This window comes from Chachezhania sediminis (assembly GCF_009765275.1).
In the GTDB taxonomy this organism is placed as follows: domain Bacteria; phylum Pseudomonadota; class Alphaproteobacteria; order Rhodobacterales; family Rhodobacteraceae; genus Chachezhania; species Chachezhania sediminis.
In genome coordinates this window covers 37,218-49,886 of sequence record NZ_VOPH01000014.1, presented here as the reverse complement: position 1 = coordinate 49,886, position 12,669 = coordinate 37,218, and the positions used below count along the sequence as shown (strand labels likewise).

At 64.4% G+C, this 12,669-nt stretch carries 10 protein-coding genes; 9 read left to right on the top strand and 1 reads right to left on the bottom strand.

Annotated elements, in window-relative coordinates; all coding sequences use genetic code 11:
• Positions 1 to 112: 112 nt before the first annotated feature.
• From FQK05_RS23495 to FQK05_RS23475, 5 genes are read left to right on the top strand one after another with little or no spacing between them, the layout of a single operon-like run.
• Complete coding sequence (locus FQK05_RS23495; protein WP_158971567.1) at positions 113 to 1,087, top strand: ABC transporter ATP-binding protein; 975 nt, start codon at positions 113 to 115, stop codon at positions 1,085 to 1,087.
• A gap of 53 nt (positions 1,088 to 1,140) precedes the next feature.
• Positions 1,141 to 2,412 carry an ABC transporter substrate-binding protein gene (locus tag FQK05_RS23490; RefSeq protein ID WP_158971565.1) on the top strand — a complete coding sequence of 424 codons (1,272 nt, stop codon included), beginning with the start codon at positions 1,141 to 1,143 and terminating at the stop codon, positions 2,410 to 2,412.
• Positions 2,413 to 2,468: 56 nt separating this feature from the next.
• Positions 2,469 to 3,326, top strand: coding sequence for an ABC transporter permease (locus FQK05_RS23485; RefSeq protein WP_158971563.1), 858 nt, complete (start codon positions 2,469 to 2,471; stop codon positions 3,324 to 3,326).
• A 1-nt stretch (position 3,327) separates the two neighbouring features.
• Positions 3,328 to 4,167, top strand: coding sequence for an ABC transporter permease (locus tag FQK05_RS23480; RefSeq protein ID WP_158971561.1), 840 nt, complete (start codon positions 3,328 to 3,330; stop codon positions 4,165 to 4,167).
• Entirely contained in the window at positions 4,164 to 4,817 is a 654-nt protein-coding gene (locus FQK05_RS23475) for an aspartate/glutamate racemase family protein (RefSeq protein ID WP_158971559.1), read from the top strand. The genes FQK05_RS23480 and FQK05_RS23475 overlap by 4 nt, the downstream gene beginning before the upstream one ends.
• Here the strand turns inward: FQK05_RS23475 and argE are convergent.
• The gene (argE, locus tag FQK05_RS23470) at positions 4,814 to 5,989 is read right to left on the bottom strand and encodes an acetylornithine deacetylase (RefSeq protein WP_233270652.1); all 1,176 of its coding nucleotides are present in this window, start codon (positions 5,987 to 5,989) and stop codon (positions 4,814 to 4,816) included. The genes FQK05_RS23475 and argE overlap by 4 nt on opposite strands.
• 368 nt (positions 5,990 to 6,357) lie before the next feature.
• Here argE and FQK05_RS23465 point away from each other — a divergent pair, with 368 nt between their 5' ends.
• The 4 genes from FQK05_RS23465 to FQK05_RS23450 all read left to right on the top strand — a co-directional run bounded on the left by FQK05_RS23465 (position 6,358) and on the right by FQK05_RS23450 (position 12,647).
• Entirely contained in the window at positions 6,358 to 6,834 is a 477-nt protein-coding gene (locus tag FQK05_RS23465) for an Lrp/AsnC family transcriptional regulator (RefSeq protein ID WP_158971663.1), read from the top strand.
• Between the two features lie 170 nt (positions 6,835 to 7,004).
• Positions 7,005 to 8,375, top strand: a complete 1,371-nt coding sequence (locus FQK05_RS23460) for an aspartate aminotransferase family protein (protein WP_158971555.1) — start codon at positions 7,005 to 7,007, stop codon at positions 8,373 to 8,375.
• 316 nt (positions 8,376 to 8,691) lie between these two features.
• Positions 8,692 to 10,797 carry a hydantoinase/oxoprolinase family protein gene (locus tag FQK05_RS23455; RefSeq protein ID WP_158971553.1) on the top strand — a complete coding sequence of 702 codons (2,106 nt, stop codon included), beginning with the start codon at positions 8,692 to 8,694 and terminating at the stop codon, positions 10,795 to 10,797.
• Positions 10,797 to 12,647, top strand: coding sequence for a hydantoinase B/oxoprolinase family protein (locus tag FQK05_RS23450; protein WP_158971551.1), 1,851 nt, complete (start codon positions 10,797 to 10,799; stop codon positions 12,645 to 12,647). Before FQK05_RS23455 ends, FQK05_RS23450 begins: the two co-directional genes overlap by 1 nt.
• Positions 12,648 to 12,669 lie beyond the last annotated feature (22 nt).

The following is a 12,669-nucleotide window of genomic DNA, read 5'->3' as shown; positions in this document are numbered from 1 at the left end:
ATCTGTTCATTTTTTGCGCAAATCGGGTCTGGGGGCACAACCAGTGCGGAAAATCCTGCCCCGGACGCAATTCTTCGCATCACGGTGTCCCGAACCGGCAGGGCGAGGGACGATGCGCACAGGATACGATCTAGAACTGGTTCACCTGACCAAGCGCTATGGCGACACCGTCGCAGTGCAGGATCTGAACCACGTCTTTTCGCCCGGCAGTTATGTCTGTTTTCTGGGGCCTTCGGGCTGCGGGAAATCGTCGACCCTGCGGATGATCGCAGGGCACGAGGAGGTCAGCGACGGCTCCATTCTGCTGGACGGGCACGACGTGTCCTGGCTGCCGCCGGCGCAGCGCGGCACGGCGATGATGTTCCAGAACTATGCCTTGTTCCCGCACTTGTCCGTCCGGGACAACGTCGCCTTTTCGCTTCGGATGAAGGGTGTGGACAAGGTGAAACGCCATGCCCGCGCGAACGAGTTGCTGGAACTGGTGGACATGATCCACCTGGCAGACCGCCTTCCTGCACAACTGTCGGGCGGGCAGCAACAGCGGGTGGCGCTGGCGCGCGCGTTGGTGACGGAACCCAAGGTGCTGCTGCTGGACGAACCGCTGTCGGCGCTGGATCCGTTCCTGCGGATCCGGATGCGGTCGGAGCTGAAGAAGCTGCAGCGCGAACTGGGGATCACCTTCATCCACGTGACCCACGGCCAGGACGAGGCGCTGGCGCTGGCGGACGAGATCGTCGTCATGAACAACGCCGTCATCGAACAGGCAGGCCCGGCCCGAGAGGTCTGGGGCGCGCCCCGGACGGAATTTGTCGCCCGCTTCATCGGCGGCCACAACGTCATTGCGCTGGCCGATGGCAAGGCCACGGTGCGCGCCGATGCGGTCCGGATCACGTCCGAAGGGTTGGAGGCCACCATCGTCGCGGTCGAATATCAGGGTGCGTCCGTCGCGGTCACGACCCGGACCCAGGCGGGGGACGAGGTTCTGGCGCTGCTGCCGGAAGACCAGTTCTTTGCCGCCCCGAAATCCCCGGGCGAGGCCGTCAGGCTGAGCTGGGACGAGGCACGGCTTCACCGCCTTCAGGCGTGACGCCCAGCCGCAAGACCACGAAAAAAACGAATTCAACAGAGAGGATTGAACCAATGGCCAAACCCAAGGTCGGATATTCCCGCCGCAGCCTGCTGAAGGCTGGCGGTGCAGCCGCAGCGGCCACCGCCTTTCCCGCGCCTATGCTTTGGGCGCAGGACACCAAGTCGATCGTGCTGCGCCAGTTCGGCACCGGCGTGTCGAACCTGAACGAGGTCGGCACCAAGGTGAAGGAAGACCTGGGTATCACGTTGGAAATGACCGCGCTGGACAGCGACAGCGTCACCCAGCGCGCCGCAACCCAGCCCGACAGCTTCGACATCGCCGATATCGAATACTGGATCTGCAAGAAGGTCTGGCCGACTGGCAACCTGCAGGCGATGGATGTCTCGAAAATCCAAAACTACGACAAGATCGTCGGCATCTTCAAATCCGGCAAGCTGACGCCGGAAACGGATATCGCGCAGGGCACCGCGCCCCACACCGTGGGCTTCATCGAAGAGCCGGGCGCCAAGACCTTCGCCACCGAAGAAACCAACTGGATGACCCTCATCCCCACGATCTACAATGCCGACACGCTGGGCATTCGCCCGGACCTGATCGGCCGTCCGATCGACAGCTGGGCAGAACTCTTGAACCCGGAATTCAAGGGCAAGGCGTCGATTCTCGACATCTCGTCCATCGGGATCATGGACATGGCCATGGTCTGCGAGGCGATGGGCGAGATCCAATACGGCGACAAGGGCAACATGACCAAGGAAGAGATCGACAAGACCATCGGTATCTTCATGGAAGCCAAGAAGAACGGCCAGTTCCGCGCCTTCTGGAAGTCGTTCGACGAAAGCGTGAACCTGATGGCGTCGGGCGAGGTGGTGATCCAGTCGATGTGGTCGCCCGCCATCACCGCGGTCAAGTCGCGCGGCATTCCCTGCGTCTACCAGCCGCTGAAGGAAGGCTATCGCAGCTGGGGCGGCGGTCTGGGCCTGTCCAAGTCCCTGACCGGGATGGAGCTGGATGCCGCCTATGACTACATCAACTGGTATCTGTCCGGCTGGGTCGGCGGCTTCCTGATGCGCCAGGGCTATTATTCGGCCGTGCCGGAAACGTCCAAGGACTACATGTCCGAAAACGAATGGGGCTACTGGTTCGAAGGCAAGCCCGCGACCGACGTCATCAATTCGCCCTTCGGCGACCAGCTGGCCGAAGCGGGCGACACCCGCGATGGCGGCGACTTCTACGAACGGATGGGCCGCGTGGCCTGCTGGAACTCGGTCATGGACCAGAACCAGTACATGGTCCGCAAGTGGAACGAGTTCATCGCAGCCTGATGCAACGGGCCGGGCGTGCGCTGCGCCCGGCCTCCCTTCCTTGACCGGGACGCCCCATGCAGATCCGAAACCGCCACATCCTGGGCTGGCTGGAAGCCATTCCGCTGACCGCCGTCCTGCTGTGCTTCCTGGTGGCGCCGATCGTCATGATCGTGATCGTCAGCTTCTGGGGCGCCACGGAATTTTCGATCTATCCCGCGTTCCAGTTCGACAATTACGAATACCTCTTCGGGTCCGAAGTGGTACGCCGCGTCTTCCTGGCGACCTTCAAATATGCCGCGATATCGTGGTTCTTCACGTTGGTCATCGGCTTTACGGTGGCCTATTTCCTGGCCTTCCACGTGCGCACCCAGACGATGCAGATCGCGCTGTTCCTGCTGTGCACGATCCCCTTCTGGACCTCGAACATCATCCGGATGATTTCGTGGATCCCGTTCCTGGGCCGGAACGGAATCGCCAATCAGACGCTGATCAGCTGGGGCGTGATCGACCAGCCGCTGGAATGGCTGCTTTATTCCGACTTCTCGGTCATCCTGGCCTTTGTCCACCTGTACACGCTCTTCATGGTGGTTCCGATCTTCAACACCATGATGCGGATCGACAAGTCGCTGCTGGAAGCGGCGCGGGACAACGGAGCGTCGGGATTTCAGACGCTGGTCCACGTGATCATCCCGCTGACCAAGCCCGGCATCATGATCGGCACGATCTTCGTGGTGACTCTGGTGATGGGCGACTTCATCACCGTTCGGTTCATGTCCGGGTCCCAGCGCGCCAATGTCGGGCGCCTGATTTCGAACGACATCGGCCTGCTGCAATACCCGTCTGCCGCGGCCACCGCCGTTGTGCTGCTGTGCACCGTGCTGATCGTGATCGCGATCCTGCTGCGCTTCGTGAACATCCGGAAGGAGCTGTAAGATGGAAAGACGTTCCAAGGGCTTCTATGTCCTCGCCGCCTTTTTCACGCTGTTCCTGATCTTCCTTTACGGCCCCACACTGACCATCGGCATCCTGTCTTTCCAGGGGCCGCAGGGGGGGCTGACCTTCCCGATGAACGGCGTGTCGGTCCACTGGTTCAAGGACCTCTTCCAGGAACAGGCCGTCGGCGACATCTGGGGCGCCTTCCGCCGCAGCTTTGCCCTTGGTCTCATGGTCATGGTCACTACCGTCGTCGTGTCCGTCATGGCGGGGCTGGCCTTCCGCAAGCGCTTCGCCGGGTCGGCAGTCCTGTTCTACCTGGCCATCACCTCGCTGGTGATCCCGTCGATCCTGATTTCGCTGGGCGTGGGCCTGATCTTCAACCAGCTGGGGTTCAAGATCCACTGGGCGACCTCGGGCTTCGGCGCGCAGCTGACCTGGACGCTGCCCTTCGGCCTGCTGATCATGTTCGCGGTCTTCAACCGCTTCGACAAAAGCTACGAGGAAGCGGCTCGCGACCAGGGCGCCACCGCCTGGCAGACGCTGCGCCATGTGGTCTTGCCGATCATCGCGCCGTCGCTGATCGGGGTCGCGCTGTTCGGCTTCACGCTGTCCTATGATGAATTTGCCCGGACGTTGCTGACGGCGGGCAGTTACAACACCCTGCCGCTGGAAATCTTCGGGATGACGACCAACGTCACGACGCCGGTGATCTATGCCCTGGGAACGCTGACGACGGCGTTTTCGCTGGTCATCATCGGGGTGTTCCTGCTGGTGGCCTGGGTGATGAACCGCCGCCGCACGCGGCTGGGATCGGATGCAGGCAAGGGGGGCATATGAAGATCGTCTACATCAACCCGAATGCCACCGTCTCCATGACCGATGGCATTGTCGAGGCCGCCCGCAAGGCCCTGCCCGAGGCAGAGATCGTCGGCCTGACCAATACCGACGGTCCCCCCGCCATCGAAGGGCCGGAAGACGGTGATGCCTCCGTGCCGGGCATGCTGGCCTGCCTGACGAAGGCGCTGTCGCAGGGCGCCGATGCCGTGGTCATCGCCTGCTTCGACGATACCGGCCTGGCCGAGGCGCGGGCGGTCAGTCCCTGTCCCGTTCTTGGCATCGGGCAGGCTTCCTATGTCACGGCGATGCTGCTGGGGCAGCGTTTTTCCGTCGTGACCTCGCTGCCCGTGTCGGTGCCGGTGATCGAAGGGAACATCGAAAAGCAGGGCTTTTCCGGCCTCTGCGCCTCGGTCCGGGCCAGCGGCCTGGCCGTCCTGACCATCGAGAAGGGGACGCCCGAAACGCTGGACCAGCTGGTCGAGGAGATCGGTGCGGCCCGGCAGGAGGACGACGCCCAATGCATCATCCTGGGTTGTGCTGGCATGGCACCCCTGCGGGACGAACTGGCCGCGCGCACCGGGCTGACCTTGATCGACGGTGTCGCGGCCTCGGCCCAGCTGGCGCGGGCGGCAGCGCTGAGCGCGCGTTAGTTTCTGGGCGCCGGGCGGTCCAGCTTGTCGGCCAGCTTCTCCAGCATGTCGAGGCAGCTGGCCAGCTGGCTTTCGGCCAGGAATTCGTCCGCCTTGTGGGCCTGCATGATCGATCCGGGCCCGCAAACCACCACGTTCATGCCGCATTTCTGGAAGATCCCGGCCTCGGTCCCGAAGGCCACCACATCGGCATCATTGGTCCCTGTCAGGCTGGCCACCAGGTCGCGGGCCGCGTTCTCGTCCACGACTTCCAGCCCGTCCATCTCGCCGATGACCTCGGTCACGATCTCCGCCTCGGGATAGACCGACTGCATCGCCGGCAGCAGGTGGCGGGTGCAGTATTCCTCCAGCTGACCCTTCACGAAATCCGCGTCCGACGAATGTACAGGGCGCATTTCCCAGTCGATCCGGGCCTTGCTGGCGATCACGTTATGCGCCGACCCGCCGGTCAGCGCGCCCAGGTTCACTGTCGTCCAGGGCGGGTTGAAGCGCGACATCGGGTCGGCCCGGCCGCGCAGGTCGTCCTTTAGTTCCAGCAGCCGTGCGGCATATCGCACGGCATACTCGACGGCATTCACGCCGAGTTCCGGCGCGGACCCATGGCCTTCCGATCCGTGGAAGTGGGTCGAATATTCGTAACAGCCCTTGTGGCCTTCGATGATCCGCATCTCGGTCGGTTCGCCGATGATGACCATGGCCGGCTTATGTTCGCGTTTTTCCAGTTGCTGCATCAGCGCGCGGGCGCCGAAACAGCCGATCTCCTCGTCATAGGTAAAGGCGAAGTGCACCGGGCGCTGAAGCTCCAGCCCGGCAAAGCGGTCGGCCAGCGCCGTGGCGGCGGCGATGAAACCCTTCATGTCGCAACTGCCCCGGCCATAGATCAGACCGTCCTGTTCCGTCATCGCGAAGGGATCGAAGCTCCACGGCTGGTCATCGACGGGCACCACGTCGCTGTGCCCAGACAGGACAATCCCGCCCGGCGCATCCGGCCCCACGGTCGCAAAAAGGTTCGCCTTGGTGCCCGACAGGTCCAGCTGGATGTCGACCTGCGCGCCGGCCGTTTCCAGCTTTTCCGCCAGATAGGCGATCATTTCCAGATTGCTGTCGCGGGACACGGTCGGAAAGGCGATCAGGTCGCCCAGGATGTCCTTGGTCCGTCCGAGAAGTTCCAATCCGTCATTCCTCGATGAAGCCCTGATGGGCGACTCGGCCTGGGCCTTGTTGCCGGTCAGAACAGTTTCCGCGGTTGCCATGCGCCTGTCATCCCGCGACATGTCATCCGCGCGACCTGCCGGTGCGCCAGCGCCGGCCGTCGCGCCGGGCAGGCCGGGCAGGGGGGCGTCGACAGCGCATATCGGGGGCACTATACCCGGCGGCGCTGCGGTTTCTTGGCCGGTTCCGGCATTTTGCTGTCCAGGACCGGCGGCCGGCAGTTCAGAAGCCATCGGCAGAGTTGCGGCAAGGTGCTGGAGGACAGCATGACTATCTACATTCTGTCCCGCAATGGCGGCCACCTGCGAAACGGACGGATTCCGGTATGATGTCTCTTGACGACCGGGATCTGGCGATCCTGCGGATCATCGCGCGCGAAGGTCGGATCACCAAGGCCGCGCTGGCCGACCGGATCGGCCTGTCGCCGACGCCCGCCTGGGACCGGCTTCGCAAGCTGGAAAAGGCGGGGCTGATCGAAGGCTACGGCGCGCGGATCAACCTGCGAAAGCTGGGCCCCCACGTCACCGTTTTCGTCACTGCCGAACTCAGTGACCATACCGCCGCCCGCCAGCAGGGGTTCGAGGCGGCGATGCAGGGCTATGACGAGGTCGTGGCCTGCTGGGCGCTGGGGGGCGGGTTCGATTACCTGATCCAGATCGTGGCCCCGGATATCGAGGCCTATCAGACCCTGATCGACCGGATGCTGGCCGACGGGATCGGGCTGGCGCGGTACTTCACCTATGTCGTGACCAAGCCCGTGAAGGGCAATGTCGTGCCGCCCTTCGACCTGCTGCTGCGGCGCTGACCGGGTGCCAGAGGAAACAGCTGTCGGGCTGGGGCTTTTCAGTCGAAACTTCTGCACCGGTGCCAAAGTTCAGCCCCGCTTTCCCCGCGTTTCGACCAGTATGCGCGCGAACCGGGGGCGCGCCGCGTGCAACGACGACCCCGACCCCACATGCCCCGGAAGGAATGCACATGCTGAGAAACGACACGCTGGACGCCTGGGACCGCGAGAACTTCTTTCACCCCTCCACTCACCTGGCCCAGCATGCCCGCGGTGAAAGCCCGAACCGGGTGATCAAGACCGCGTCAGGTGTCTTCATCGAGGACCGGGATGGCAACCGGCTGCTGGACGGGTTCGCGGGGCTTTACTGTGTGAACGTGGGCTATGGCCGGACCGAGATCGCCGAAGCCATTGCCGAGCAGGCCCGCGAACTGGCCTATTACCACGCCTATGTCGGCCACGGGACCGAAGCCTCGATCCGGCTGGCCAAGATGGTGCTGGACCGGGCGCCCAAGGGCATGTCCAAGGTCTATTTCGGTCTGGGCGGGTCGGATGCCAATGAAACCAACGTCAAGCTGATCTGGTACTACAACAACATCCTGGGCAGGCCCGAGAAGAAAAAGATCCTGTCGCGCTGGCGCGGCTATCACGGGTCGGGGCTGGTTACCGGCTCGCTGACCGGGCTGGAAGGGTTCCACAAGAAGTTCGACCTGCCGCTGACGCAGGTGAAGCATACCATCGCACCCGATTTTTTCCGCCGCGACGACCTGGACCAGACCGAAGAACAGTTCGTCGCCCATTGCGTGGCCGAGCTGGAGGCGCTGATTGAGCGTGAAGGCGCCGACACCATCGCGGCTTTCATCGGCGAGCCGGTATTGGGGACGGGCGGTATCGTTCCGCCGCCCGCCGGCTACTGGCCCGCGATCCAGGAGGTGCTGCGCCGCCACGACATCCTGCTGGTCGCCGACGAGGTCGTGACCGGCTTCGGCCGGCTGGGATCGATGTTCGGGTCGGATCACTACGGGATCGAACCGGACCTGATCACCATCGCCAAGGGCCTGACCTCGGCCTATGCGCCGCTGTCGGGGTCCATCGTGGGCGACAGGATGTGGAAGGTGCTGGAACAGGGCACGGACGAAAACGGCCCCATCGGCCACGGCTGGACCTATTCCGCCCATCCCATCGGGGCCGCCGCTGGGGTCGCGAACTTGGATCTGCTGGACAGGCTGGACCTGATCGCGAATGCGAAGGCGGTCGGCCCTTACCTTAGGGACGGCCTGAAGGCCGCCCTGGGCGATCACCCCAATGTTGGCGACATCCGGGGCGAAGGCCTGATGTGCGCGGTCGAATTCGTGGAAGACAGGGCGGATCGCAAGTTCTTCGACCCGTCGAGGAAAATCGGCCCGCAGGTGTCGGCCAGCCTTCTGGCAGAGGGTAAGGTGATCGGCCGCGCCATGCCGCAGGGCGACATCCTGGGCTTTGCGCCGCCCTTCTGCCTGACCAAGACCGAGGCCGACAAGATCGTCGCGGCGACCGCTGCCGCCGTGAAGGCCGTGTTCTGATCCGGGCACGACGCCGGACAAGCGACCGATGACAGCGCGCCCTGCGGGGCGCGCTTTTTTAGTGCGCGGCGGATGGGCGGGATGTCCTCGTCGGCCTGTATGATCGGGGGGGGGCGGCCGGGCCGGGCCTTTCCGCGGGACAGGTGCATTGGACCCGCTGGTTTGATGAAAATTCACGCACATCGGCCGATCATTTCCGGATTCTGCCGGTGAGAAGCTGAATTCCGTTGATAAGTGAAATCTCACATATGTAAATGCCCCGAGCCGGCCCGCGATCTGGTCGGGCATCCGACGGCAGGAAAGACAGGACCCGAACGTGACCACTACTGAACATTTCCGCATTGGCATCGATGTCGGCGGCACCTTTACAGATCTTGTTTTCGCCGGGAACCGCGGGTCCCTGTTCACGCGGAAGGTTCCGACGACGCCGGACAATTACGGCCGCGGGATCACCGCCGGGATCGGCCAGCTGATGGCGATGCGGGACATCGCGCCGGCCCGGATCTCGGCCGTGATCCACGCGACGACAGTCGCCACGAACACGATTCTGGAAGGCCGCGGTGCCAAGGCCGGGCTGGTGACCACGCAAGGCTTCCGCGACGTACTGGAATTCCGGCGCCTGCGCATCCCCGAGATGTACACCCTGACCTTCAAGCGCCCCGAACCGCTGGTTCCGCGCAACCTGCGCCTTGAACTGGGCGAACGGCTGGGCGCCGATGGCCGCGTGATCGCGCCGCTGGACTTCGACGAGGTCGACGCCCTTGCCGCCCAGCTGACCGAGGCGGGGGTGGAATCCGTCGCCGTCTGCCTGATCAACTCCTACGCCAACAAGGCGCATGAAATCGCGGTGGCCGAACGCCTGACCGAGAGGATGCCCGAAGGCACCTTCGTGACCTATTCCGCCGACCTGCTGCCGGAAATCCGCGAATACGAACGCACCTCGACCACGGTGATCAACGCTTATCTGGGCCCGGTGCTGAAGCGGTATTTCGGCTCGTTGGTGACGGAACTGAAGGGCATCGGCATCCACGCGCCGGTACAGGTGATGAAGTCCGACGGCGGCGTGATGTCGGTGGCGCAGGCCGCGCTGAAGCCCGCCTATATCGTGGAATCCGGGCCTTCGGCCGGGGTGATCGGTGCGGCGGACCTGGCACGGACGTCGGATCTGCCGGACCTGATCACGCTGGACATGGGCGGCACCACCGCCAAGGCCGCGATGGTCGAAGGCGGGCAGGTGTCGAAGACGTCGGACTACGAGGTCGGCGCGGGCATCAATCTGTCCAGCCGCCTGCAGATGGGCGGCGGGCATGCGCTGAAACTGCCGGTGATCGACATTTCGGAAATCGGCGCCGGCGGTGGATCGATCGTCGACTTCGACGGGGCAGGGGTCCTGACCGTGGGTCCGAAAAGCGCGGGCGCAGCCCCGGGTCCGGTGGCCTATGATGCGGGCGGCGAGGATCCGACGCTGACCGACGCCATGATCCAGCTGGGATACATCAACCCCGACTACCTGGTGGGGGGCGAACTGAAGCTGAACAAGCCCAAGGCACAAGCGGTGCTGAAGGCCAAGGTCGCCGACCGCGTGGGCAAGCCCATGGACCAGACCTGCCACGGCATCTTCCAGGTGGCCGCCGGCACAATGGTTCGCGCGGTGAAGGCCGTGTCGACCTATCGCGGCCGCGATCCGCGGGACTTTACCCTGTTCGCCATGGGCGGCAATGGCCCGGTGCTGGCGACCGAGATCGCGACCACGCTGGAAATGAAGCGCGTGATAGTGCCGCTGAACCCCGGCGTCTTCAGCGCCTATGGGCTGCTGCGCACGCCAATCCAGCACGAATTGACCCAGTCCTTCATCGGCATTGTCGGCGACGAAGACAATGACGGCATGGACCGCGTCTTTGCCGCCCTGGAACAGCGCCTGCTGGACCTGATGGCGGAAGAAGGCTGCAACCCCGATACTGTGAAGATCGCCCGTTTCGCCGACCTGCGCTATCTTGGCCAGGCGCACGAACTGACCGTGCCTGTCGATCCCACAGCCTCCGGTCTGACCGACCGCGCCCAGATGCGCGAGGCCTTCAGCGCCGAGCACGAGGCGACCTATGGCCACCGGACCGACGCGGCCCCGGTGCAAAGCGTGAACCTGCGGGTCATCGGCACCGTGGCCCTTGACGACGACGTCGCCATCGACCTGAAATCGGCCTTGGCCGCGCCCACCGAAAAAGGCCGCACTCGGTTGGTCCATTTCGGGGACCACGGTGCCCATGAAACCCCGATCCTGCAGCGCAGCGATCTGAACGGCACGCCCCGCAAGGGCCCGATGATCGTCGAGGAATACGACACCACCTGCGTCGTGCCGCCCGACTGGGCCGCCACGCTCGACCCCTTCGGGAACATCATCCTGACCGCCGAGGAGACTGTCTGATGACCACCGGCACCGATCCGATCACCGCACAGGTCATTCGCAATGCACTGTCCTCGATTTCCGACGAGATGGCGCTGGTGATCATGCGCACGGCCCATTCCGCCATCGTGCGGGATTCCATGGACTATTCGACCGGCCTTTGCGACCGGCAGGGCCGGGTCATCGCCCATGGCATGACCATGGCGCTGCACCTGGGGTCGTTCCCCGACGCGATGCAGCGGCTGGTGTCGAAGACGCAAGGAGACACGAAACCGGGCGACGTCTTCATCTTCAACGATCCTTACGTCGCCGGGGGCATGCACCTGCCCGACGTCTATATCGTGAAACCGATGTTTGTGGCCGGTGAGCTGGAAGGCTATGCCTGCACGCTGGTCCACCAGACCGACATGGGCGGCCTGGCCCCGGGGTCGACCGCCGTCTACGCGAAGGAGATCTATCAGGAAGGGCTCCGCATCCCGATCCTGAAGCTCTACGACCAGGGCACCCCGAACGAGACCTTGTTCGAGATGATCGCCCTGAACAACCGCCTGCCGGAGATGGTGTCGGGCGACATGCGGTCCCAGATCGCCGCCGTCACCAATGCCGACCGCGCCTTCGTCCGCCTGCTGGAGAAATACGGATCGGCCACCTTCCGCGCCTTTGTCGAGGAAATGCACGACCGGTCCGAAGCCATGATGCGGGAAGAGATCGCCAGGATCCCGGACGGCGAATACAGCTTTACCGACTATGTCGACGGGCTGGGCGAAGACCCGGAAGAGATCGTCCTGCAACTGACCGTCCGCGTCATGGGCGACGAGATGGAGATCGACTGGACCGGCACCTCGGGCGAGGTGAAGGGCGCGATCAACTGCCCGATCCCGTTCACCAAGGCCGCCGGCTACATGGCGATCAAATGCGTGCTGGACAGCGACATCCCGAACTTCGAAGGCTTCACCCGGCCGATCCGGACCATCGCGCCCGAAGGCTGTATCGTGAACCCGCGCCCGCCCGCGGCCTGCGCGGCGCGCGCGCTGATGGGCTGGCGGATGCTGGATACGCTGTTCGGCGCGCTGGGACGGATCCTGCCCGACAATACGCCCGCGGCGGGCGAGGGCGGCGTGACTTTCCCGGTGATCGCTGGCCGGCATCAGGGCCGCGCCTTCGTGTGCACCGAAACGCTTGCGGGCGCCGGCGGCGCGCTGAGCTGGCGCGACGGCGAACACGGCATCCCGAACCCGGGCGGCAACGGCACCAACCAGCCGGTGGAAATGATCGAGGCACAGTTCCCGGTGCTGATCACCCGCTACGGGCTGGTCCAGAACTCGGGCGGGCCGGGCAAGTATCGCGGTGCGCCGGCCTTCGTGCGGGAATACCGCCTGCTGGCGGACGAGGCGGGGCTGATCATGCGGTCGGACCGGCGGCGTCACCTCCCCTATGGGGTGGACGGCGGCAGCCCCGGAACGCCCAGCTACAACATCATAAATCCGGGACCGGACCAGCAGATCCTGCCGGTGATGCCGATGCTGCAGGTGCCGATCAGGTCGGGCGACATCTTCTGCCATATCTCGGCCGGTGGCGCCGGCAACGGCGATCCGCTGGAGCGCGATCCGGAACTGGTGGCACAGGACGTCTTCCTGGACATCGTGACCGCGGACTATGCGGCCGACGTCTATGGCGTGGTCCTGACGGCCGAAGGCAGACCGGACGCGGCTGCGACCCAGGCCAAGCGGGCAGAGATCGCGGCGGCGCGGGCCGGGCAGACCGGGCCGGACACGACCTACCTGTCGCATTACCTGGCGCCGCTGAACCTGGCCAACCCCGTGATCGAGGAAGAGCGCCTGTTCCACTGCAGCGCCATCGCTGCCGAATGACGGAACGGTCCACCCAATCCGC